This is a genomic window from Streptomyces sp. NPDC051172 (assembly GCF_040682555.1).
Lineage (GTDB): Bacteria > Actinomycetota > Actinomycetes > Streptomycetales > Streptomycetaceae > Streptomyces.
Window position 1 is genome coordinate 1,636 of record NZ_JBFBBE010000004.1, and the last position, 22,249, is coordinate 23,884.

17 protein-coding genes, 2 rRNA genes and 1 pseudogene (1 of these 20 cut by a window edge) are annotated in these 22,249 nt (G+C 69.7%); 5 read left to right on the forward strand and 15 right to left on the reverse strand.

All coding sequences use genetic code 11. The annotated features are described in order from the left end of the window. A 23S ribosomal RNA gene (locus tag AB0N07_RS03185) occupies positions 1–280 on the reverse strand (its annotated part extends 1,635 nt beyond the left edge of the window); the annotation flags it as partial. Between the two features lie 307 nt (positions 281–587). Next, positions 588–2,111 (reverse strand): 16S ribosomal RNA (locus AB0N07_RS03190). An 840-nt stretch (positions 2,112–2,951) separates the two neighbouring features. Here AB0N07_RS03190 and trpS point away from each other — a divergent pair. Continuing rightward, positions 2,952–3,989 carry a tryptophan--tRNA ligase gene (gene trpS, locus AB0N07_RS03195; protein WP_365831530.1) on the forward strand — a complete coding sequence of 346 codons (1,038 nt, stop codon included), beginning with the start codon at positions 2,952–2,954 and terminating at the stop codon, positions 3,987–3,989. Here trpS and AB0N07_RS03200 read toward each other — a convergent pair. After that, on the reverse strand, positions 3,917–4,939 hold the full coding sequence (locus tag AB0N07_RS03200; protein WP_365831532.1) for a helix-turn-helix domain-containing protein: 1,023 nt from the start codon (positions 4,937–4,939) through the stop codon (positions 3,917–3,919). The two genes, trpS and AB0N07_RS03200, sit on opposite strands and share 73 nt — an antisense overlap. A 75-nt stretch (positions 4,940–5,014) precedes the next feature. Here AB0N07_RS03200 and AB0N07_RS03205 point away from each other — a divergent pair, with 75 nt between their 5' ends. Further along, positions 5,015–5,602: a cysteine hydrolase family protein gene (locus AB0N07_RS03205; protein ID WP_365831534.1), complete on the forward strand. Its 588-nt coding sequence runs from the start codon at positions 5,015–5,017 to the stop codon at positions 5,600–5,602. Positions 5,603–5,825: 223 nt separating this feature from the next. Here the strand turns inward: AB0N07_RS03205 and proC are convergent, their stop codons facing one another. From proC to AB0N07_RS03220, 3 genes are all read right to left on the reverse strand, one after another. After that, positions 5,826–6,638: a pyrroline-5-carboxylate reductase gene (gene proC / locus AB0N07_RS03210; RefSeq protein WP_351472044.1), complete on the reverse strand. Its 813-nt coding sequence runs from the start codon at positions 6,636–6,638 to the stop codon at positions 5,826–5,828. Positions 6,639–7,019: 381 nt separating this feature from the next. Then, entirely contained in the window at positions 7,020–7,811 is a 792-nt protein-coding gene (locus tag AB0N07_RS03215; protein ID WP_365831536.1) for an ABC transporter permease, read from the reverse strand. Then, positions 7,808–8,614, reverse strand: coding sequence for an ABC transporter ATP-binding protein (locus AB0N07_RS03220; protein WP_365831538.1), 807 nt, complete (start codon positions 8,612–8,614; stop codon positions 7,808–7,810). Before AB0N07_RS03220 ends, AB0N07_RS03215 begins: the two co-directional genes overlap by 4 nt. Before the next feature lie 250 nt (positions 8,615–8,864). On the opposite strand from AB0N07_RS03220, the gene AB0N07_RS03225 reads away from it, so the two are divergent. Beyond that, positions 8,865–10,298 carry a SulP family inorganic anion transporter gene (locus AB0N07_RS03225; protein WP_365831540.1) on the forward strand — a complete coding sequence of 478 codons (1,434 nt, stop codon included), beginning with the start codon at positions 8,865–8,867 and terminating at the stop codon, positions 10,296–10,298. Here AB0N07_RS03225 and AB0N07_RS03230 read toward each other — a convergent pair. The 4 genes and pseudogenes from AB0N07_RS03230 to AB0N07_RS03245 form a co-directional block, all read right to left on the reverse strand. Then, a complete protein-coding gene (locus tag AB0N07_RS03230) occupies positions 10,262–11,032 on the reverse strand; it encodes a class I SAM-dependent methyltransferase (RefSeq protein ID WP_365831542.1) in 771 nt (256 codons plus the stop codon). The two genes, AB0N07_RS03225 and AB0N07_RS03230, sit on opposite strands and share 37 nt — an antisense overlap. Positions 11,033–11,426: 394 nt before the next feature. After that, on the reverse strand, positions 11,427–11,930 hold the full coding sequence (locus AB0N07_RS03235; protein ID WP_365831544.1) for an EamA/RhaT family transporter: 504 nt from the start codon (positions 11,928–11,930) through the stop codon (positions 11,427–11,429). Between the two features lie 81 nt (positions 11,931–12,011). Next, positions 12,012–12,221 (reverse strand): annotated as a pseudogene (locus AB0N07_RS03240) (SH3 domain-containing protein); the annotation flags it as partial. A gap of 74 nt (positions 12,222–12,295) precedes the next feature. Beyond that, positions 12,296–12,622 (reverse strand): SH3 domain-containing protein, encoded by a 327-nt coding sequence (locus AB0N07_RS03245; RefSeq protein WP_365831546.1) that lies wholly within the window; start codon positions 12,620–12,622, stop codon positions 12,296–12,298. Between the two features lie 180 nt (positions 12,623–12,802). Between AB0N07_RS03245 and AB0N07_RS03250 the strand changes: the two genes are divergently transcribed. Continuing rightward, positions 12,803–14,917 carry a serine/threonine-protein kinase gene (locus AB0N07_RS03250; protein WP_365831548.1) on the forward strand — a complete coding sequence of 705 codons (2,115 nt, stop codon included), beginning with the start codon at positions 12,803–12,805 and terminating at the stop codon, positions 14,915–14,917. Positions 14,918–14,967: 50 nt separating this feature from the next. Here the strand turns inward: AB0N07_RS03250 and ilvD are convergent, their stop codons facing one another. The 4 genes from ilvD to AB0N07_RS03270 form a co-directional block, all read right to left on the reverse strand. Continuing rightward, the gene (gene ilvD / locus AB0N07_RS03255; protein WP_365831550.1) at positions 14,968–16,821 is read right to left on the reverse strand and encodes a dihydroxy-acid dehydratase; all 1,854 of its coding nucleotides are present in this window, start codon (positions 16,819–16,821) and stop codon (positions 14,968–14,970) included. Positions 16,822–16,957: 136 nt separating this feature from the next. Next, positions 16,958–17,572 carry a TetR family transcriptional regulator gene (locus tag AB0N07_RS03260; RefSeq protein ID WP_365831552.1) on the reverse strand — a complete coding sequence of 205 codons (615 nt, stop codon included), beginning with the start codon at positions 17,570–17,572 and terminating at the stop codon, positions 16,958–16,960. Continuing rightward, a complete protein-coding gene (locus AB0N07_RS03265; protein ID WP_365831554.1) occupies positions 17,569–18,390 on the reverse strand; it encodes a sugar phosphate isomerase/epimerase in 822 nt (273 codons plus the stop codon). The genes AB0N07_RS03260 and AB0N07_RS03265 overlap by 4 nt, the downstream gene beginning before the upstream one ends. Before the next feature lie 147 nt (positions 18,391–18,537). Then, a complete protein-coding gene (locus tag AB0N07_RS03270) occupies positions 18,538–19,470 on the reverse strand; it encodes a Ppx/GppA phosphatase family protein (RefSeq protein WP_365831556.1) in 933 nt (310 codons plus the stop codon). Positions 19,471–19,541: 71 nt separating this feature from the next. On the opposite strand from AB0N07_RS03270, the gene AB0N07_RS03275 reads away from it, so the two are divergent. Beyond that, positions 19,542–20,417: a hypothetical protein gene (locus AB0N07_RS03275; protein ID WP_365831558.1), complete on the forward strand. Its 876-nt coding sequence runs from the start codon at positions 19,542–19,544 to the stop codon at positions 20,415–20,417. A 12-nt stretch (positions 20,418–20,429) separates the two neighbouring features. Here the strand turns inward: AB0N07_RS03275 and AB0N07_RS03280 are convergent, their stop codons facing one another. Further along, positions 20,430–22,115 carry a hypothetical protein gene (locus tag AB0N07_RS03280; protein WP_365831560.1) on the reverse strand — a complete coding sequence of 562 codons (1,686 nt, stop codon included), beginning with the start codon at positions 22,113–22,115 and terminating at the stop codon, positions 20,430–20,432. Between the last annotated feature and the right edge of the window lie 134 nt (positions 22,116–22,249).

Sequence of the window (22,249 nt, forward strand, 5' to 3'; positions counted from 1 at the left end):
TACGGTTTGGCCTCATCCGGTTTCGCTCGCCACTACTCCCGGAATCACGGTTGTTTTCTCTTCCTGCGGGTACTGAGATGTTTCACTTCCCCGCGTTCCCTCCACACTGCCTATGTGTTCAGCAGTGGGTGACAGCCCATGACGACTGCCGGGTTTCCCCATTCGGACACCCCCGGATCAAAGCCTGGTTGACGACTCCCCGGGGCCTATCGTGGCCTCCCACGTCCTTCATCGGTTCCTGGTGCCAAGGCATCCACCGTGCGCCCTTAAAAACTTGGCCACAGATGCTCGCGTCCACTGTGCAGTTCTCAAACAACGACCAGTACACCGTCACACACCAACATCGTCAGTGCTTCACCGGCGCCGGCAACTGAAGGAAAATTCATTCCCTCAGACACCCAACAGCGTGCCCGGCACACTCCCCGCTCCCCTCAACGTTCCACGCTCTTGCGAGCAGTACTAGAAGGAGAAGACGATCAAGTGTGCCGAATAATCAACGTTCCACCCATGAGCAACCACCGTCGAACGTTTGCCGACGTAATGGCCCTGGACCACCGAGCAAGCTCGGCGGCCTAGATGCTCCTTAGAAAGGAGGTGATCCAGCCGCACCTTCCGGTACGGCTACCTTGTTACGACTTCGTCCCAATCGCCAGTCCCACCTTCGACAGCTCCCTCCCACAAGGGGTTGGGCCACCGGCTTCGGGTGTTACCGACTTTCGTGACGTGACGGGCGGTGTGTACAAGGCCCGGGAACGTATTCACCGCAGCACTGCTGATCTGCGATTACTAGCAACTCCGACTTCATGGGGTCGAGTTGCAGACCCCAATCCGAACTGAGACCGGCTTTTTGAGATTCGCTCCACCTCACGGTATCGCAGCTCATTGTACCGGCCATTGTAGCACGTGTGCAGCCCAAGACATAAGGGGCATGATGACTTGACGTCGTCCCCACCTTCCTCCGAGTTGACCCCGGCGGTCTCCCGTGAGTCCCCAACCTCCGAAGAGTTGCTGGCAACACGGGACAAGGGTTGCGCTCGTTGCGGGACTTAACCCAACATCTCACGACACGAGCTGACGACAGCCATGCACCACCTGTACACCGACCACAAGGGGGCACCCATCTCTGGATGTTTCCGGTGTATGTCAAGCCTTGGTAAGGTTCTTCGCGTTGCGTCGAATTAAGCCACATGCTCCGCTGCTTGTGCGGGCCCCCGTCAATTCCTTTGAGTTTTAGCCTTGCGGCCGTACTCCCCAGGCGGGGAACTTAATGCGTTAGCTGCGGCACCGACGACGTGGAATGTCGCCAACACCTAGTTCCCACCGTTTACGGCGTGGACTACCAGGGTATCTAATCCTGTTCGCTCCCCACGCTTTCGCTCCTCAGCGTCAGTAATGGCCCAGAGATCCGCCTTCGCCACCGGTGTTCCTCCTGATATCTGCGCATTTCACCGCTACACCAGGAATTCCGATCTCCCCTACCACACTCTAGCCAGCCCGTATCGAATGCAGACCCGGGGTTAAGCCCCGGGCTTTCACACCCGACGTGACAAGCCGCCTACGAGCTCTTTACGCCCAATAATTCCGGACAACGCTTGCGCCCTACGTATTACCGCGGCTGCTGGCACGTAGTTAGCCGGCGCTTCTTCTGCAGGTACCGTCACTTGCGCTTCTTCCCTGCTGAAAGAGGTTTACAACCCGAAGGCCGTCATCCCTCACGCGGCGTCGCTGCATCAGGCTTGCGCCCATTGTGCAATATTCCCCACTGCTGCCTCCCGTAGGAGTCTGGGCCGTGTCTCAGTCCCAGTGTGGCCGGTCGCCCTCTCAGGCCGGCTACCCGTCGTCGCCTTGGTGAGCCGTTACCTCACCAACAAGCTGATAGGCCGCGGGCTCATCCTTCACCGCCGGAGCTTTACAACCCGGGAGATGCCTCCCAGGCTCATATCCGGTATTAGACCCCGTTTCCAGGGCTTGTCCCAGAGTGAAGGGCAGATTGCCCACGTGTTACTCACCCGTTCGCCACTAATCCACCCCGAAGGGCTTCATCGTTCGACTTGCATGTGTTAAGCACGCCGCCAGCGTTCGTCCTGAGCCAGGATCAAACTCTCCGTGAATGTTTACCCGTAATCGGGTGACACATCACGAGAGCGGAACCGCCGGGCGGAATAAGCCCGGCCGTTCACAGCGTCCTCGCTGTGTTTCTTCAAAGGAACCTCGCCACCAGGAAACCTCCCGGTGTCGGGGTATCAACATATCTGGCGTTGATTTTTGGCACGCTGTTGAGTTCTCAAGGAACGGACGCTTCCTTTGTACTCACCCTCTCGGGCTTTCCTCCGGGCGCTTCCCTTCGGTCTTGCGTTTCCGACTCTATCAGACCGTTTCCCGATCCGATTTCCTCGGCGCTTTCCAGGTTCCCGCTTTCGCGTTTCCCTTTCCGGCGGTTCCGACTCTATCAGATCCTTTCGGGCCTGACTCCCAGTCAGCGGGGCTGTCCTCCCGGCCGTTGGGCCGTTCCGACGAGTGAGACTTTAGCGGATTCCCGGCTCCCGAGCTAATCGGGGTCCGCGTCCTTTCGAACGTGGATTCCTCATTTCGTAAATACACATGCCAATAAAGCGACGCCAGACGGATCGACTGGTCGTCGAGTAGTGGTTGGTACTTGCGAAGTGGCTGTCCGGGGACCGACCGCAGTCGGCGCTCACGTCGGACAACTCGGAGAACAGTACGTAGCGCGCGGGGGTGTGTCAACTTGCCTCCGGGCGGCGTCCGGGAGGCGTAGCCTGAGCGGCATGACTACGCGTACGTGTACCCAGCAGTGGTGGGCCGCCTGACGGCGGCCGTACTCACGTATGCGTTCAACGGCCGCCGCCTCGGCGGCCGTTCTCGTTTCTCCCTCCAGAGCTCCTGAGGGCCGGCCGCCGGGACGGCGGTCTCGACCAGGAGGTGGAGAAGAGATGACGCGGGTTTTCAGCGGGGTCAAGCCGACCGGGCACCTGACGCTGGGGAACTACCTGGGAGCCATGCGGCAGTGGGCCGCGGTGGACCAGCACCGGGCGGATGCGCTGTTCTGCATCGTCGATCTGCATGCGCTGACCGTGGACCACGATCCCGCGCGGGTGCGCAGGCTCAGTAGGCAGGCGGCGACGCTGTTGCTGGCCGTGGGGCTGGATCCGGCGCTGTGCACCGTGTTCGTACAGAGTCATGTCGATGAGCACACGCGGCTGTCGTACGTCCTCGAGTGTGTGGCGACCGACGGTGAGATGCGGCGGATGATCCAGTACAAGGAGAAGGCTGCGCGCGAGCGCGAGCGGGGTGGGAGTGTGCGGCTGTCCCTGCTGACCTATCCGGTGCTGATGGCAGCGGACATCCTGGTGTACGGGGCGGACGAGGTGCCGGTGGGGGACGACCAGGCGCAGCACGTGGAGCTGACCCGGGATCTGGCGGTGCGGTTCAACCAGCGGTACGGACATACGTTCGTGGTGCCGAAGGCAACGCTTCCTGTGGTCGCGGCACGGGTCATGAATCTGCAGGAACCGACGTCGAAGATGGGGAAGTCGGACGACTCCGGGCCGGGGATCGTCTATCTGCTCGACGAGCCGGACGTGGTGCGGAAGAAGGTCATGCGGGCCGTGACCGACAGTGGGCGGGAGATCGTGTACGACCGGGAGGAGCGGCCCGGCGTGACGAATCTGCTGGAGATCCTGGCGGCGTGCACGGGTGGGGACCCGGAGGCCTTGAGCGGTGTGTACGAGTCGTACGGGTCCTTGAAGAAGGACACCGCGGAGGCCGTGGTCGAGCTCCTCAGGCCCGTACAGGAGAGGCACAGGGCGCTGTGCGCTGATCCCGGCTATGTGGAGGGGGTGCTGCGGGATGGTGCGGAGAGGGCGCGGGCGTCGGCCCGGCCGACCGTGGATGCCGCTTATCGCGCGATCGGGTTGCTGCCGGCTGCTTCTGATACCGGTGCCGGTGTGGTGCTGAACGCTGCGCGGTAGGCCCGCGGGCTGGTGGCGAGGCGCGATGCGAAGTGCTGGCGCATCGTGACCTCGCTGCCGAAGCCGGCGCGGCGGGCTACTTCGGGCATGGGCAGGTCGGTGCGTTCGAGGAGTTTCTGCGCTGCGGCGATGCGCTGGTCGAGGAGCCAGCGGAGCGGGGGCGTCCCGGTCTGCGCGGTGAAGTGGCGGGCGAAGCTGCGTGGGGACATGCCTGCGCGGGCGGCCAGGTCGGCGACGGTGAGCGGTTCGTGCAGGTGGCGCAGGGCGTGCTCGCGTACGGCGGCGAGGGTGTCGGCGTCGCGGTCCGCGCGGGGTGTGGGGTGCTCGATGAACTGTGCCTGGGTGCCGGTGCGGAAGGGGGCGGTGACCATCGAGCGGGCGATGGTGGCTGCGGCTTCGGCGCCGTGGGACCGGCGGACGAGGTGGAGGCAGAGGTCGATGCCGGCTGCGGTTCCGGCTGCGGTCCAGAGGTTGTCGTCCTCGATGAACAGGGCGTCGGGGACGACGGTGACTTGGGGGTGGTGTGAGCGGAGGAGGCTGACGAGGTTCCAGTGGGTGATGGCGCGGCGGCCGTCGAGGAGGCCGGCCTGGGCGAGGGTGAAGGCGCCACCGCAGAGGGCCGCGATGGTGGTGCCGCGGGCGTGTGCGCGTCGGAGCGCGTCGAGGACAGGGGTGGGTGCGGGTGTGAGGTGGTCGTCGAGGCCGGGGATCACGATCAGGTCGGCGCGGGACAGCCAGCTGAGGGTGCGGTCCGGGTGGAGGGTCATGCCTCCGCGCATGGGGACGGGGGTGCTGGTGTCGGCGGCGACTCGGCGCAGGTCGAAGGCGGGGGCGCCGCGGTCGGTGCGGTCGGTGCCCCAGACCTCGGTGATGACGGAGACGTCGAAGGCGCGGATGCCGGGGAAGGCGACGAGGGCGACGCGATAGGTGTCCACTGCGGCGTTCTCCATGGGTGGCAGTAAAGCATCGATCGCTGGCTTTTCACCCTCTGGGGCGGTGGTGCTCCCGGCGGCAGGATCGTGGGCATGGAGATCGCAGAGAACGCAGCGCTGGTGGTCGTGGACGTACAGAAGGGCTTCGACGAGGCCGACTTCTGGGGACCGCGGAACAACCCGGAGGCCGATGACAACATCGCTTCGCTCATCGACGTGTGGCAGGCGACGGGGCGGCCTGTCGTCTTCGTACGGCATGACTCGCCGAAGCCCCGGTCGCCGCTGCGGCCGGGGTACGAGGGGAACGGGTTCAAGGAGTACGTGGAGCGGCGGCGTGGCAGGGGGGCCGGTGCAGCTGAGCTGTTGATCACGAAGACCGTGAACTCGGCCTTCTACGGGACGCCGGATCTGGGTGCCTGGCTGAAGGCGGAGGGGATTTCGCAGATCGTGGTGGCCGGGATCCAGACCAATATGTGCGTGGAGACGACGGCCCGGATGGGCGGCAATCTGGGATACGACGTGGTGGTCGCGTATGACGCGACGTACACCTTCGATCTGGAGGGGCCGTTCGGCTGGCGGCGCAGTGCCGACGAGGTTGCGCAGGCGTCGGCGGTGTCGCTGCACGGGGGCGGTTTTGCGCGTGTGGTGGCCACGAAGGAGGTGGTGGACGCGGCGGGGTGACCGCCCCCGGTGGGCGCCAGGGTCTGTCGTTTGGATCAGGTCGGCCATAGCCAACAGCGCTTCCCGGCTCCCCCGAGCGGGGTCATGGGGGTCCCCCCGCTCGAGCGAAGTCGAGAGTGGGGGAGAGTGACGACAACGCGGCTGGGGTCCCCCCACGCCCTTTAAGGCAGTGGGGGAGTGCGTGCCAGACCTCGCGACGCCGAGCTGATCCGAACGACAGGTTCTAGTCCTTCTTGCCGGAGGCGAGTTCGCGGCTGCGGTCGCGGGCGGCTTCGAGGGCGGCGATGAGGGCGGCCCGGACGCCGTGGTTCTCGAGTTCGCGGATGGCGTTGATGGTCGTGCCCGCGGGGGACGTGACGTTCTCGCGGAGCTTGACCGGGTGTTCGCCGCTGTCGCGGAGCATCGTGGCGGCGCCGATCGCGGACTGGACGATCAGGTCGTGGGCCTTGTCGCGGGGCAGGCCGAGCAGGATGCCGGCGTCCGTCATGGCCTCGACCAGGTAGAAGAAGTACGCCGGGCCGGAGCCGGAGAGGGCGGTGCAGGCGTCCTGCTGGGACTCGGGGACGCGGAGGGTCTTGCCGACGGCGCCGAAGATCTCCTCGGCGTGGGCGAGGTGGTCGGCGGTGGCGTGGCTGCCGGCGGAGATGACGGACATGGCCTCGTCGACGAGGGCGGGGGTGTTCGTCATGACGCGGACGACCGGGGTGCCGGTGGCGAGGCGGTCCTCGATGGAGGCTGTGGTGATGCCGGCGGCGCCGCTGATGACCAGGCGGTCGGCGGGGACGTGCGGGGCGAGTTCGTCGAGGAGGGTGCCCATGTCCTGCGGCTTGACCGTCAGGATCAGGGTGTCGGCGGTCTTGGCGGCTTCCGGGTTGGTGACCGGGGTGACGCCGTAGCGGGTGCGGAGTTCTTCGGCTCGCTCCGGGCGGCGGGCGGTGACCAGGAGGTCGGCGGGGGCCCAGCCGCCGCGGATCATTCCGCTGAGCAGGGCTTCGCCGATCTTGCCGGTGCCGAGGACTGCGACTTTCTGGGTCATGGCTTAGGTGCCCTCCGGGGGTGCGTCGTCCGGGGTACATCGTCGCACCGGGGGTGGGTGGGTGGCTCGGGTGTCCGGTGGGCGGGATGTTGCCCTGCGGGTGGCCGTCGGGATTTCCTCGCCCCGCCGCCCCTACCCGTCCCGTCCCAGGGGCGCTGCCCCTTCGGCCCCGCCAGGGGGCTCCGCCCCCTGGACCCCCGATCGGCCTGGACGGCCTCGTCCTCAAACGCCGGACGGGCTGGAGTGTGCCGACCGGCGCCGGAATCCGTCCCCCGTGGCCCGCACCCGGCGGGTGGGTGGGGGATCGGGAGGGCAAGAGCGGCCTCAGACGCCGGACGGGCTGAAGCGCCTGCCCGGCATGCACCGTGCCGGCCCGCTCCGTCACGCTGTCCTTCGCCTCAGTGTTGCGGCTCCCAGGCCGAGTACGAGCAGGGCGCAGCCCGCCACGATCAGGACGTCGCGGACGAAGTTGGCGGTCATGTCCGTGTGTTTGAGGACCTCGTTCATGCCGTCCACGGCGTAGGACATGGGCAGGACGTCGGAGATCGCCTTCAGGGCCGGGTGCATGTTGTCGCGCGGGGTGAACAGGCCGCAGAGGAGGAGTTGGGGGAAGATCACGGCCGGCATGAACTGGACCGCCTGGAATTCGGAGGCGGCGAAGGCCGAGACGAAGAGGCCGAGGGCGGTGCCGAGGAGGGCGTCCAGGAGGGCGACCAGGAGGAGCAGCCAGGGGCTGCCCGTGACGTCCAGGCCGAGGAACCAGACAGCGAGGCCCGTGGCCAGGGCGGACTGGATGATCGCGAGGGCGCCGAAGGCGAGGGCGTAGCCCGCGATCAGGTCGCCCTTGCCCAGCGGCATGGCGAGGAGGCGCTCGAGGGTGCCCGAGGTGCGTTCGCGCAGGGTGGCGATGGACGTGACCAGGAACATCGTGATGAGGGGGAAGATGCCGAGGAGTGAGGCGCCGATGTTGTCGAAGGTGTGCGGGCTGCCGTCGAAAACGTAGCGCAGCAGGAACAGCATCAGACAGGGGATGACGAGCATCAGCGCGATGGTGCGCGGGTCGTGGCGGAGCTGTCGCAGGACCCGGGCCGCGGTGGCGGCGGTGCGGGAGGCGTTCAGGGCGCCGGTGCGGGCGGGTGTGGTCGCCGTACCGGTCGTGGTCGTCGTGCTCATCGGGTGGTCTCCTTCTCGCGGGCGGCGGCGGCCGCCTCGTCGACCAGATGCAGGAAGGCCCCCTCGACGGTTTCGGAGCCGGTGCGGGTGCGCAGGGCCTCGGGGGTGTCGTCGGCGAGGATCTCGCCCTCGCGCATCAGCAGGAGGCGGTGGCAGCGCTCGGCCTCGTCCATGACGTGGGAGGAGATGAGGAGGGTCGCGCCGCGGTCGGCTGCGATGGAGTGGAAGAGGGTCCACAGGTCGCGGCGGAGGACCGGGTCCAGACCGACGGTGGGTTCGTCGAGGACCAGGAGTTCGGGGGTGCCCAGCAGGGCGACCGCCAGGGAGACGCGGCTGCGCTGGCCGCCGGAGAGGTTGCCGGCGAGGGCGTCGGCGTGGGAGGTGAGGTCGACGTCGGTGAGGACGCGGTCGATCTCGTGGCGGCGGTCGGAGGCGGAGCGGCCCGGGGCGAGGATCGCGGTGAAGTAGTCGAGGTTCTGGCGGACCGTCAGGTCGTCGTAGACGGAGGGGGCCTGGGTGACGTAGCCGATGCGGGTGCGGAGGGTGGGGTGGCCGGCCGGGCTGCCCAGGACCTCCAGGGTGCCGGTGACCTTGGCCTGGGTGCCGACGATCGAGCGGATGAGGGTCGACTTGCCGCAGCCGGAGGGGCCGAGGAGGCCGGTGATCTGGCCGCGCGGGACGGTGAAGTCGAGGCCGCGCAGGACGGTGCGGGGGCCGCGGACGACGGTGAGGCCCTCGGCCCGGACGGCGGGAGCAGGGGCGGCAGGGGGATCCACCGAGCCACCTTCGGAATAATTCATCATGCGATGAATAATGCTCCGGAGCGGCAGCGTCGTCAAGCAATTCCCCCCGGGGGGTGCGTTCTGTGGCGCAGGCGCGTGGCGGCGTGATCGGAGGTGGAGAGTCCGGTCCGCGCGCCTCCGCGTTCACGGGCCGGAAACACGAACCGGATGGGGAACCAACTCCCGCTCCTGACAATGGATTTCACTTCGCCGCGCCCTCCCCCGGCTCGGCGCCCACGCATCTCCCCTCACCGACGGAGGTGCTGTTGTCATGCGCTATCGCGTACGCAAGGCCGATCTGTTCGCTTCGCTGGTCGTCTTCCTGGTCGCACTGCCGCTGTGTGTGGGCATGGCCATCGCTTCCGGGGTCCCCGCCGAGCTGGGGCTGGTCACCGGGATCGTCGGCGGACTGGTCGCCGGGGCGCTGCCCGGCAGCAGCCTGCAGGTGAGCGGGCCGGCCGCGGGCCTGACGGTGCTCGTCTACGAGGCCGTCGACACGTACGGCGTCCAGGCACTCGGCGTGTTGGTGTTCGGGGCCGGGCTGGTGCAGCTGGGGCTCGGGGCGCTGCGGCTCGGGCGGTGGTTCCGGGCCGTGTCCGTGGCCGTGGTGCAGGGGATGCTCGCCGGGATCGGGCTGCTCCTGGTCGCCGGGCAGGTGTATGCGATGGGCGACGCGGCCGCACCGGCGAGCGGGCCGGGGAAGATCGCCGGGCTGGTGTGGCTGCCCGGGCGGGTGGATCCGGGGGCGTTGTCAGTGGCAGGTGCCACGATTGCCGTATTGCTGCTGTGGCCGCGTTGGCGCAGGGGGGCGCGGGTGGTGCCTGCGCCGTTGGTCGCGGTGGCGGTGGTGTCGGCGGTGACCGGGGTGTTCGGCCTGGATGTGCGGCGGGTCGAGGTGCGGGGGCTCGTCGATGCGGTGCGGGTGCCGGGGGTGGCGGACTTCGGGCGGCTTACGGAAGTGGGGGTGATCGGGACCGTTGTGGCGTTCGCGTTGATCGCGTCGGCGGAGTCGTTGTTCAGCGCGGCGGCGGTGGACCGGCTGCACCGGGGGCCGCGGACGGACTTCGACCGGGAGCTGATGGCGCAGGGCGCCGGGAACGCGGTGTGCGGGGTGCTGGGGGCCCTGCCCATGACGGCGGTGATCGTGCGGAGTGCGGCGAACGTGCAGGCGGGGGCGCGGACCAAGGCCTCGCAGGTGCTGCACGGGGGGTGGCTGCTGCTGTTCACGGTCGTCCTGCCCGGGGTGCTCGGGCTGATTCCGGTGGCGGCGCTGGCCGCGCTGCTGGTGCACGCCGGGTGCAGGCTCCTGCCGGTGCGGGAGGTCCGGGTGCTGTGGCGCGAGCACCGCGGGGAGGTCGTGGTGCTGGCGGTGACGGCTGGGGCGATCGTGCTGGGGAATCTGTTGGAGGGGGTGTTGGTGGGGCTGACGCTGGCAGTGGCGAAGACGGCGTGGGACATCAGCCATGTGCATGTGGAGACCGAGGACCGGGGCGAGGCAGGGATCGTCGTACGGGTGCTGGGGCATGCGACGTTCCTGCGGCTGCCGAAGCTGCTGGACGCGTTGGAGGCACTGCCGCACGACCGGGAGGTGCGGCTGGAGTTGGGCGGGCTGCGGCATGTCGACCATGCCTGTGCGGCGGCCCTGGAGGGGTGGGCCGCCGCGCGGGGTCATGAGTTGGTGGCCACGAGCAGGTCGACGACGTAGGCCTCCTCCAGCATCCCGTCCGGGAAGGCGGCGAGGAGATGGTCGCGTTCGTCGCCGAGGATGGCCTCCCGGCGTTCCTCGCTCTGCACGAGGAACATCGAGTGGCTGCCGATGTTGGCGAGGTGCGTGTCGACGGTGACCGGGCGGCTCCAGCGGACATGACGGCGGGTGAAATCGAGGGCGCCGGTCGGGTCGGCGAGAGCGACGGGGGCTCCGTTGCCGGTCCTGTCGACCTCGCGCCTGATGCCGAAGTGGCGTGCCAGGCGGTCGGCTTGGGCAACCTGCCACGGGACGTCGAGGTCGGTGGTGTTCCACCACAGGGCCAGTGCTCCGCCCGGCCGCAACACGCGCAGGGCCTCCGGGACCGAGCGGGCGGGCTCGGTCCAGTGCCAGGCCTGGGCGTAGGTGAGGAGGTCGGCGGAGGCGGTGGCGAGCGGCAGCTCGTTGCCGTTGCCCCGCACGATCGGGAGGCCGGGGTTGGCGCGGCGGAACTCGACGGCCATGCCGTCGCCGGGCTCCACGGCGACGACGTCCGCGCCGCGGGCGGCCAGCAGCGCGGTCGCGATGCCCGTGCCGGCGCCGATGTCCGCGACGCGGGCGCCCTGGAGGGGGCGGCCTGTCAGATCCTCGATGGCGTCGAAGAGGGCCGGTGGATAGGAGGGGCGGTTGGCGGCGTACTGGGCTGCGGCGGCGTTGAAGGAGTGGGCGCGGGTGGGCTGCGAGGAGGCGGTCATGAGGCCATGGTGGCTCGGGTTGGGTGCAGGGGGCAGCGAGTTTTCGGTGAGAGAACCACGCCCCCGGCGGGCGGGTCTGTCCTGCGCGCCGAGCTTGCAGCGGCCGGCTGGTTGAGACCGCGGGCAGGACTTGACCGTTGGGCGGCGGCCCATGACAGCCGCAGGTTCGACGATCCGTTCGACCTCGTGCGCGGCCCGGCGACACTGCTTGTGGCGGCCCTGCGGCGACTGTGTGGCGATGTGCCGTCTGTTGTCTGCGGGTTCGTCGTTGCTGATCGCGCCGGCGCGGCGGTAGCCGCAGATCAGCACACCCCCGCGCCCCTACGGGGCGCTGCCCGACCGCCTGCGCCCAGTAGCCCCCGACAGCCCGGCGCCAGCCGATCGAAGCGACGGCTCAGGAGCGGCGGCGTCTCTTCGACGGGTTGCCCGTGCGGCGCGTGGTGCGGTTCTTGTGTTGGGTGAGGGCTGCCTCGTACTCCTCGCGGTGGAGTGTTTCGCCGGGGGCCTCCGTGAGGGAGCGGAAGAAGTAGGCGAGGAGGGAGCCGACGAAGCCGATGGCCAGGAGGCCGCGGAGGGAGGCCTGGCGGGCGGGGTCGGGGCGCTTGACGAAGCCGTCCCAGGTGTTGCGGAAGGCGAGGGCGCTGCAGATCGCGAACATGGCGACGATGAGGACGGTCACGAAGGCGCCGCTGTCGGCGAGTTGGAGGCCCTGGTAGGCGAGGCGGAGGACCACGCAGGAGGCGGCGGCCGCCACGAGGGAACCGGCGGCCACCCCGATGCGGCGGGATGTGTAGCCGTTGTCGTGGTTCACCCAGGTGGTGCCGAAGAAGCGCAGGGGTTCTGGGCGGGGGCCGCCGGCGGAGCCCGCGGTGTCGTCGGTGCCGGTTTCGTCGTTCACGGGACGATTATGGCTCCGGGTGTGCGCGGGCTCCCCATGGGATCAGCCGCAGCGGGAGGCTACGTAGCCGTCGCTGCCGGTGTTGTCCCAGATGTTCGACGTGCCGTAGTAGCCGGAGACCGTCGTGCCCGGCGTCCGGCAGAGGATCGGGACCCTCGTGTCCGCGTGCAGGACGCGCACGCTGGTGTAGTTCGTGCCCGGTCCGCTGCGAACATTCAGCCGGACCCCTGGAGCGGTCGGGTAGGTGGGTACATTCGCCGCGTTCGCTGTGGCTGCCGAGCCCATCACCATGAGAAGGGCACCGGCGGCGCGAGCAGGGCGGATCTACGGCTCCGCGAATTCAGCATGATCTTTCAGGTTGTGGGTCAACCGCACTGGGGGGCCACATAGCCGTCGCTGCCGGTGAGGACGTAGGCGTCCGAGACGAACTGGTTGTCGTCGATGTTGTCCCAGATGTCCGAGGTGCCGTACGGACCCGACACCCACGTGCCCGGGGTCTGGCAGTAGATCGGGACCTTCGCGCCTTCGGGCAGGATCCGGACGATGCTGTACTGGGTCCCCGGGCCGCTGCGGACATTGAGGCGGACGCCCGGTGCCACCGAGTAGTAGTGCACGGACGCCGTCACGGCGGCTGCCGTCGTGACGGACTCCCCCTCGCCTCTCCCGGTCTCGTCGATGCGGTCAACAGACATGAAAAACCTCCCCCGTTGTGCCCCATGAAAGCCATGGGGTCCCGTTGATTCCCCTAAAACACGCCATGAAACACATGTACGCAACTGGCACGCGAACGCTAGCAAGCCGCCTCCGTATCGCACGAGTCATCGACTAGGCTCCGTGCGTCGCGCGCGGACGAACAGTACGGGGGTGGTTCCATGGCGCCGCAGCAGAACACCGGGGCGGGCGCGGAAGCGGAACTTCCCGAGTACGCGGGTCACTACCGTCTTGAGTCGTGTCTGGGCTCGGGCGGCATGGGTGTCGTGCACCTCGCGCGGAGCACCTCCGGCATGAAGCTCGCGGTGAAGGTCGTGCATGCCGAGTTCGCCAAGGACCCTGAGTTCAGGGGGCGTTTCCGACAGGAGGTGGCGGCGGCACGGCGGGTGAGCGGCGCCTTCACGGCGTCCGTCGTCGACGCCGATCCGGAAGCGGAACGGCCCTGGATGGCCACGCTGTTCATACCGGGACCGACCCTCTCCGATCATGTGAAGCGGAACGGTCCGATGCCCCCGGCGCAGCTGCGCCGGCTGATGGCAGGACTGGCCGAGGCACTACGCGACATCCATCGGGTCGGAGTGGTGCACCGGGACCTGAAGCCGAGCAATGTGCTGCTCGCCGAGGACGGGCCGAAGGTCATCGACTTCGGCATTTCTCGGCCAAAGGACAGCGAACTGCGGACCGAGACCGGGAAGTTGATCGGTACTCCGCCGTTCATGGCGCCCGAGCAGTTCCGGCGGCCCCGGGAGGTCGGGCCGGCCGCCGACATCTTCGCGCTCGGGTCCGTGCTGGTGCACGCGGCGACGGGCCGCGGCCCGTTCGACTCCGACAGTCCGTACGTGGTCGCCTACCAGGTCGTGCACGACGAGCCGGACCTGACCGGCGTACCGGAGGACCTCTCGCCGCTGGTGGTGCGCTGCCTCGCCAAGGAGCCGGAGGACCGGCCCACCCCGGACGAGCTGATGCGTGAACTGCGGTCGGTTGCGGCCTCGTACGACACGCAGGCGTTCATACCGGCGCAGCGGCGGACGGTCGAGGCCACGCCGGCTCCGGAACCCCGTGTCGAAGCGCCGGAGTCGGAGCCGCAGCGGCCGTCCAGGGGGCGCCTGCGCAAGAAGATGCTGATGGCGGCCGGGGCGCTCGTGCTCGTGGCAGGCGGGCTGCTCGCCACCGTTCAGCTGCTCGGTGACTCACCCGCCCCGTCGCACGGCAGGGCGCCCACCGCGTCCCCCGCGGGGTTCCGGGCGTGGACGGCGAAGCCCGTGTCCGGAGGCGAGGGGCCGGTCCGGTGTTCGTACGGAGCGGGAAAGCTGCTCTGTGCCCAGCCCGGCGTGGTGTTCGCCCTCGACCCCTCGGACGGCCGTGTGCTGTGGCGCCACCGCACCGACACCACCCGTTGGATCGCTCCGCCGGTCCTGTCGGGTGGTCTCGTGCAGCTGCCGCTCGCCGACCGTGGCCGGCATCTGGAAGCGCTCGATCCTGCCTCGGGCAAGGCACGCTGGGAGCGGAAGGTGCCGGCGTACGACTCGGTGCAGCCGGCCGGGAGCATGCTTCTGCTGGTCCGTGCGGACGGCACGGTCACCGGCGTGGACAGCGCGTCCGGCACCACCAGGTGGTCCCGGACGGTACCATGGCAAAAGGCGCTGGCCTTCTCCTCCTTCGCCGGTGATCTGCCGGCGTACCTGGCGAGCGTCTCCGACGACGGGTCGAGCACCCGCGTGAGCGCCGTGGATCCCGTCACGGGCCAGGTGCGGTGGGACGCCCGGCTGAAGGGCGCTCTGCAGCCCTGCGGCTCCTCGGGCGGCTCCGTCTTCTTCATAGCCGTCGGCGGGGTCTACGGCGACACACAGGCGGTGGTCCGCTACGACCCCCGGTCCAGGGCGGCACGCAGGGTGGGGCTGTCCCTCCCCCTCACGAGCGCCCGTGCCGGCGTGCGCGAGGGCGTGGTCCATCTGCTGGCCACCGGCGGTTCTTTGGAAGCCGTCGACACGGGCACGGGCAAGCAGCTGTGGACCATCGAGACCTCGGTGAGCCGGGGTTCCGCACCGGTCTCCGACGACCGTCATGTCTACGTCAGCGCCGCCGACGGACGGCTGCTCGCCGTGGACGCCCGCAAGGGGATCCTGGAAGGGCAGACTCCGGCTCGTCTGGGCAGGAGCCAGGACGAGGTGATGGCCACCGTCCCCACACCCGTCGTCGCCGACGGCCACGTCTACGCCACCGCGCCCGACGGCACCGTCTTCGCCGTGGACGCCCGCAATCCGGCGGCCTGGTAACACGCGAGAGGGCCGCCCCGCAGGGGACGGCCCTCTCGGAAGAGCAGTGTTCAGCCCAGCTTCGAAACGTCCCGCACCGCGCCCTTGTCCGCGCTGGTCGCCATCGCCGCATAGGCCCGCAGGGCCGCGGACACCTTGCGCTGGCGGCTCTTGGGCGCGTACACGCCGCCCAGGGCCTGTTCGCGGCGGGCGAGCTCGGCGTCGTCGACGAGGAGCTCGATCGTGCGGTTCGGGATGTCGATGCGGATGCGGTCGCCGTCCTCGACGAGCGCGATCGTGCCGCCGGAGGCCGCCTCCGGCGAGGCGTGGCCGATCGAGAGACCGGAGGTGCCGCCGGAGAAGCGGCCGTCGGTGATCAGGGCGCAGGTCTTGCCGAGGCCGCGGCCCTTGAGGAAGGACGTCGGGTAGAGCATCTCCTGCATGCCGGGGCCGCCCTTGGGGCCCTCGTAGCGGATGACGACCACGTCGCCGTGGGTCACCTGCTTGTTGAGGATCTTCTCGACGGCCTCCTCCTGCGACTCGCAGACGACCGCCGGGCCCTCGAAGGTCCAGATCGACTCGTCGACGCCGGCCGTCTTGACCACGCAGCCGTCGACGGCGAGGTTGCCCTTGAGGACCGCGAGGCCGCCGTCCTTCGAGTACGCGTGCTCGGCGGAGCGGATGCAGCCCTCCGCCGCGTCCTCGTCCAGCGCTTCCCAGCGCTCGGACTGGGAGAAGGCCTCGGCGGAGCGGACGCAGCCGGGGGCCGCGTGCCACAGTTCCACGGCCTCGGGGGACGGGGAGCCGCCTCGCACGTCCCACGTCTTCAGCCAGTCCGCCAGGGACGGGCTGTGGACCGCGTGGACGTCCTCGTTGAGGAGACCCGCGCGATGCAGTTCACCCAGCAGGGCCGGGATGCCGCCGGCGCGGTGCACGTCCTCCATGTAGTACGTGCGGGTCTTCGCGACGTTCGGCGCCACCTTCGCCAGGCACGGCACGCGCCGCGAGACCTCGTTGATCTCCTCCAGGCCGAACGGGACGCCCGCCTCCTGGGCCGCGGCCAGCAGGTGCAGGATCGTGTTGGTCGAGCCGCCCATCGCGATGTCGAGGGCCATCGCGTTCTCGAAGGCGGAGAAGGTCGCGATCGAGCGCGGCAGGACCGTCTCGTCGTCCTGCTCGTAATAGCGGCGGGTGATGTCCATGACGGTGCGGGCCGCGTCGACGTAGAGCTGCTTGCGGGCCGTGTGGGTGGCCAGGACCGAGCCGTTGCCGGGCAGGGAGAGACCGATGGCCTCGGTCAGGCAGTTCATCGAGTTGGCGGTGAACATGCCGGAGCAGGAGCCGCAGGTCGGACAGGCGTTCTCCTCGATCCGGAGGATGTCCTCGTCCGAGATCTTGTCGTTCACGGCATCCGAGATCGCGTCGACCAGGTCGAGCGTGCGGACCGTGCCGTCGACGAGGGTGGCGCGGCCGGACTCCATGGGGCCGCCGGAGACGAAGACCGTCGGGATGTTCAGGCGGAGTGCCGCCATCAGCATGCCGGGCGTGATCTTGTCGCAGTTGGAGATGCAGACCAGGGCGTCGGCGCAGTGCGCCTCGACCATGTACTCCACGCTGTCCGCGATCAGGTCGCGGGAGGGCAGGCTGTACAGCATGCCGCCGTGGCCCATCGCGATGCCGTCGTCGACGGCGATCGTGTTGAACTCGCGCGGGATGCCGCCCGCCTCGGTGATCGCCTCGCTGACGATCCGGCCGACCGGCTGCAGATGGGTGTGGCCCGGCACGAACTCCGTGAAGGAGTTGGCGACCGCGATGATCGGCTTGCGGCCGATGTCCGCGCCGGGTACACCGGAGGCGCGCATAAGGGCGCGGGCGCCCGCCATGTTGCGGCCGTGGGTGACTGTGCGGGACCTCAGCTCGGGCATCGTCGCTCGCTCCTTCGGAGAGTTCTGACTGAGTCGAGCGTACGCCCGTTGCTCCAAGGGATGGACACTGTGTCCGGAATGCGGGATGCATGTCTCGTTCAGAGAGCATCAGAGGGGCTGGGAGCCTCGCGCGGCGTCAGGGCCCGGTCAGGTGCCCCTGCACCACCGGCGCCACCCGCGCGATGATCTGCTCCACGTCCGCCGACGCCAGCGGCTCCACCTTGATCACGTATCGCATCATCGCGCACCCCACCAGCTGAGCGGCCGCCAGCTCGGCGCGCAGCTCCCCGTCCGGCCGGTCCAGTTGGGCGGCGATGCGACGCAGCAGCTGGGAGGCGATCAGCCGGCGGAAGACCGCGGCCGCGGCCTCGTTGTTGACGGCGGAGCGCACGATCGCCAGCAGGGGCGTACGGGTGGTGGGGTTCTCCCAGATGCCGAAGACGAAGCGGGTGAGCCGTTCGCCGACGCCGTCCGCCGGACCGTCGGCGAGCGCCTCCGGCGCGTTCAGCGCGGGCGCGAAGGCGACCTCGATCGCGGCCTCGAAGACCTGCTCCTTGGTGCCGAAGTAGTGGTGCACCAGCGCCGAGTCCACACCGGCCGCCTTGGCGATGCCCCGTACGGACGTCTTCTCGTACCCGCGCTCGGAGAACTCCTCACGGGCCACGGTCAGGATGCGGTCGCGGGTGTCGGCGGACTCGGTACGGGGCCGCCGGCCGCGGCGGCGGGCAGTCGGGTCGGGGGCCTCGCTCACGGTCTGGGCACCCTCACCGCGGAGGCGAGGTGGAGGCGGGTGAAGGCCAGCGCCTCCGCCAGATCGGCCTCGCGTTCGGCGCCGGACATGGCGCGCCTGGTGTTGACCTCGATGACGACGTGACCGTCGAAACCGGTCAGGGCGAGATGTTCCAGCAGCTCGGCGCAGGGCTGGTTGCCGCGGCCAGGAACGAGGTGCTCGTCCTTGGCCGATCCCCTGCCGTCGGCGAGGTGGACGTGGCCGAGGCGGTCGCCCATGCGGTCGACCATGTGCAGCGCGTCGGAGCGGGCCGTGGCGCTGTGACTGAGGTCGATCGTGAAGTGACGGTAGTCCTCCTTCGTCACGTCCCAGTCGGGCGCGTACGCGAGCATCTCGCGGTCGCGGTAGCGCCAGGGGTACATGTTCTCCACGGCGAACCGCACGTCCGTCTCGTTCGCCATGCGCCAGATTCCGGTGACGAAGTCACGGGCGTACTGGCGCTGCCAGCGGAACGGGGGGTGGACGACGACCGTGGTCGCCCCGAGCTTCTCGGCGGCCGCCCGGGCGCGCTGGAGCTTGACCCAGGGGTCCGTCGACCACACCCGCTGCGTGATGAGCAGGCAGGGGGCGTGCACGGCGAGGATGGGGATGCGGTGGTAGTCGCTGAGTCTGCGCAGCGCCTCGATGTCCTGGCTGACCGGGTCGGTCCACACCATGACCTCGACGCCGTCGTACCCGAGGCGCGCGGCGATCTCGAAGGCCGTCGCCGTGGACTCCGGGTACACGGAGGCCGTGGACAGCGCGACCTTCGCATCCGGGATGCAGACTGGCTCCGCCATGCCGACAGGTTACGGGGTGCGGTTGGCTGTGGCCGTGCGCCGGTTCGCCGTTGTGGGGTTCGCCACGGGCGAGTGCGGGTGGGTTGTGGTTGTTCGCGCCCCGCGACGGAGTCGCTGATGTCACAGCCCCGCGCCCCTACGGGGCGCTCACACCGAGCCCATGTGGTCCAGTTTGCGCAGGATCACGCCCTCCCTCAGCGCCCACGGGCAGATCTCCAGGCTCTCCACTCCGAACAGGTCCATCGCGCCCTCCGCCACCAGGGCGCCCGCCAGTATCTGGCCCGCTCGGCCCTCGCTCACGCCCGGCAGTTCCGCCCGCTGGGCCGCCGACATGCCCGCCAGTTGCGGGACCCACGCTTCCAGGGACTCGCGCTTCAGATCGCGCTGGACGTACAGGCCCTCCGTCGACCGGGCCGCGCCCGCGATACGAGCGAGCTGCTTGAAGGTCTTCGACGTCGCTACGACGTGATCGGGCGCGCCGAAGCGGCTGAATTCACCGACCGTGCGGGCGATCTGCGCTCTCACGTGGCGGCGCAGCGCCCTTATGGACTCCGGGTCCGGCGGGTCGCCGGGCAGCCAGCCGGCGGTGAGGCGGCCGGCGCCGAGCGGGAGGGAGACGGCGGCGTCCGGCTCCTCGTCGATGCCATAGGCGATCTCCAGGGAGCCGCCGCCGATGTCGAGGACGAGCAGCTTGCCCGCGGACCAGCCGAACCAGCGGCGGACGGCGAGGAAGGTGAGCCGGGCCTCCTCCTCGCCGGAGAGAACCTGCAGCTCGACGCCGGTCTCGGCCTGCACGCGCGCGAGGACGTCGTCGGCGTTGCCAGCCTCGCGCACGGCGGAGGTCGCGAAGGGGAGCACGTCCTCGACACCCTTGTCCTCGGCGGCCTGCAGGCACTCGTGGACAACGGCGATCAGTTTGTCGACCCCCTCGGGGCCGATCGCTCCGCTCTCGTCGAGCAGTTGGGCAAGGCGCAGCTCCGCCTTGTGCGAATGCGCGGGCAGCGGGCGCGCGCCCGGGTGCGCATCCACCACCAGCAGATGCACCGTGTTCGATCCCACGTCGAGGACACCGAGTCTCATGTACGGAACGCTACTGCCACCTGGGCGGTCCTCCGTATGGGATGGCGCCGGGAGACCCGTACGCTGGTCCTGTGCCAAAGACGAAAAGGGCGAAGGACGACAAGGCTGCCAAGGCTGCCAAGGCAGCCGAGTCCGCCAAGGGTTCTCCGCAGGTGAAACCACCGCAGTCGGCGAAGCTGTCGAAGAAGGCCAGAGAAGCGGACGAGAAGGGCCTCGACTTCGCACGCGCGTGGGTGGAGTTCCCGGATCCGGCGGACGACGAGCAGGTCTTCCGGTGCGATCTGACATGGCTCACCTCTCGCTGGAACTGCATCTTCGGCAGCGGCTGCCAGGGCATCCAGGCGGGCCGCGCGGACGACGGGTGCTGCACGCTGGGCGCCCACTTCTCCGACGAGGACGACGAGAAGCGCGTCGCCGAGCATGTGGCGAGGCTCACGCCCGACATCTGGCAGCACCATGACGAGGGCAGGAAGCACGGCTGGGTGTCCGAGGACGAGGACGGCGACCGTCAGACCCGTCCCTTCCAGGGCTCCTGCATCTTCCAGAACCGGCCCGGGTTCGCGGGCGGCGCGGGCTGCTCGCTGCACATCCTGGCCCTGAAGGAGGGCCGCGAGCCGCTGGAGACCAAGCCGGACGTGTGCTGGCAGCTGCCGGTGCGGCGGACGTACGACTGGATCGACCGGCCCGACGACACCCGTGTGCTGCAGGTGTCGATCGGCGAGTACGACCGCCGGGGCTGGGGCCCGGGCGGCCACGACCTGCACTGGTGGTGCACGTCGGCGACCTCGGCGCACGGCGCGGGCGACCCGGTGTACGTGTCCTACCGACCGGAGCTGACCGAGCTGATGGGCAAGGCCGGCTACGACCGCCTCGTGGAGCTGTGCGAGCAGCGCCTGGCCGCGCAGCTGCCGCTGCTTGCGCCGCATCCGGCGGACCCGGTCGACTGACGCGGGCTGCGCTCACGACGCCGTAGGGCTCGGATTCCCGCTGTCGGCGGGCGGCGGTGTCGGACTCGGGTCGGACGGGGCGGAGTCGGTGGGGGTGGGATCAGGGGCGGGAGACGAGGGCGGGGCGCTCGGGGTGGGGGCCGAGACGGTCGGGGTCGTTGCCGGGTCCGACGAGGGCGGCGGGGTGCCGGGGCTGCTCGGACCGGGGGCGGTCGGGCTGGGCGCGGCGCCGTAGCCCTCGATGGAGACGACGGCCCCGGACGGTGAGACGGCCACGCGTGCGCTCCATGGGCCGGACGGCTCGCGCAGGTGGTCCACGTACACCTTGATCGTCAACGACTCGCCGGGCGCGAGCGTTCCCGAGGACTGGCTGAGGTAGAGCCAGGCGGCTCCCGTCGACGCGGACCAGTGCACGGGCGCGGGGCCGGTCGCGGTGAGGGTGACGAGCGTGGTGTCGCTGGCGTGGCCTGCCGACACCTGGAGGTGTCCGGCGCTCTTCCCGCTGAGGCCGGTGACGCTGATGACCTCCACGGAGATGTCGGGCCGCCGGTGGCCTCGGCCGAAGTCGCCGCCGGGCCGGGGGCTGGCGTTGCCGGCGTTCTCGTAGCCGCCGGACGCCTCGCCGCCGAGGCTGACGGGGCCGTGCGCCTCGCTGGCGGTGGCGGAGCGGCCGTCCGCGCCCTCGGCCGGGGAGCCCCGGTAGGCGGCCCACAGGGCGAACACGGGGGCCGCCACCACGGTGGCGACGACCGTCGTCGTGACGGCACGCGCGCGTAGGCGGTCGCGGCGGGCGGCGCGGTCCTTCGGGTCCATCGGGAAGCCGCGCCGGTCGAACCGGGGAAGAGCGCCGCCACGCGCGCGTGGCTGATGGGTGACCGCCATGTGCAGGACCGCACGGGGCGCCTCGAGGACGGGCAGCTCGGCGGGGGTGATCGTCGCGCCGGGCCAGCGGCCGGGGACGGCACGCTCGGCGCTGCGGCGACATCGCGGGCAGTCGTCGACGTGCCGGACGAGCTCCTTGCGCAGGGCCGAGCTGAGCACCAGCTGGTTGTCGCCGGTGAGCCGGGCGACGTCGGGACAGCCGCCGGTCTCGACGACGGCGAGGGCCGCGCGGGTGCGCTCCACCTCGCAGGCGGCGGAGGCCAGCAGTTCGCGGGCGGTGGCGAGGCCGAGGCCCAGTACGGCGGCGACCTCGTGGGCGGTGAGGTGGTGGCGTACGGCGAGTTCGAGCGCCTCGCGCTGCTCCGGGCTGGTGCCGGCGGCCTCGGGCCAGGCCAGCAGGGCGAGTTCGCGGCGGCGCTCCTCCTGGATCTCGTCGGCGACGGGGGGCTCTGCCGGCCGCTGCTTCTCGGTGCTGTGCCGGCCCGCCGCGTGCGTGCCCTGACGTTTCTGCTTGGCCTCCGCGAGCTTGCGCAGACAGGCCCAGCGGGCCAGTGCGTACAGCCAGGCGCGGCGGTCCCCCGGCGCCTGGGGGCCGCGGCGCTTCTCGGCGAGCGCGAGGGCCTCGCCCAGGGCCGCGGTCGCCGCGTCGTGGTCGCACAGCACCGACAGGCAGTAGGTGAACAGCCCGTCCAGATACGGCTCGTAGCGCCCGGGCGGCCGCTGCGCGAGCGTGCGCGCAGCGGCACGGTCACGTGCCTCCCGGCGCGCCTGGTCTGCGCCGGTGATGCGGGGCGAGGTCTCCGGGCTGCTGCTCATCCGTGGACCGTAGGCGGCTCGGGATGAACCCTTCTTCCTCCTTGAGCACTTTTAATCCATACGGGTGAAACGATCCCTCAATCGGGTACAGGAACCGCCTGTTCCGTGGCCGGTTACCGACGGCGATGGCCGGT

Bases quoted from the DNA above. Each gene is read 5' to 3' on its own strand.
- AB0N07_RS03220 (WP_365831538.1), bottom strand. From the start codon at position 8,614: ATGATGAATTATTCCGAAGGTGGCTCGGTGGATCCCCCTGCCGCCCCT.
- ilvD (WP_365831550.1), bottom strand. From the start codon at position 16,821: ATGCCCGAGCTGAGGTCCCGCACAGTCACCCACGGCCGCAACATGGCG.
- AB0N07_RS03205 (WP_365831534.1), top strand. From the start codon at position 5,015: ATGGAGATCGCAGAGAACGCAGCGCTGGTGGTCGTGGACGTACAGAAG.
- AB0N07_RS03215 (WP_365831536.1), bottom strand. From the start codon at position 7,811: ATGAGCACGACGACCACGACCGGTACGGCGACCACACCCGCCCGCACC.
- AB0N07_RS03280 (WP_365831560.1), bottom strand. From the start codon at position 22,115: ATGAGCAGCAGCCCGGAGACCTCGCCCCGCATCACCGGCGCAGACCAG.
- AB0N07_RS03265 (WP_365831554.1), bottom strand. From the start codon at position 18,390: ATGGCGGAGCCAGTCTGCATCCCGGATGCGAAGGTCGCGCTGTCCACG.
- AB0N07_RS03225 (WP_365831540.1), top strand. From the start codon at position 8,865: ATGCGCTATCGCGTACGCAAGGCCGATCTGTTCGCTTCGCTGGTCGTC.
- AB0N07_RS03270 (WP_365831556.1), bottom strand. From the start codon at position 19,470: ATGAGACTCGGTGTCCTCGACGTGGGATCGAACACGGTGCATCTGCTG.
- AB0N07_RS03245 (WP_365831546.1), bottom strand. From the start codon at position 12,622: ATGTCTGTTGACCGCATCGACGAGACCGGGAGAGGCGAGGGGGAGTCC.
- trpS (WP_365831530.1), top strand. From the start codon at position 2,952: ATGACGCGGGTTTTCAGCGGGGTCAAGCCGACCGGGCACCTGACGCTG.
- AB0N07_RS03250 (WP_365831548.1), top strand. From the start codon at position 12,803: ATGGCGCCGCAGCAGAACACCGGGGCGGGCGCGGAAGCGGAACTTCCC.
- proC (WP_351472044.1), bottom strand. From the start codon at position 6,638: ATGACCCAGAAAGTCGCAGTCCTCGGCACCGGCAAGATCGGCGAAGCC.
- AB0N07_RS03230 (WP_365831542.1), bottom strand. From the start codon at position 11,032: ATGACCGCCTCCTCGCAGCCCACCCGCGCCCACTCCTTCAACGCCGCC.
- AB0N07_RS03200 (WP_365831532.1), bottom strand. From the start codon at position 4,939: ATGGAGAACGCCGCAGTGGACACCTATCGCGTCGCCCTCGTCGCCTTC.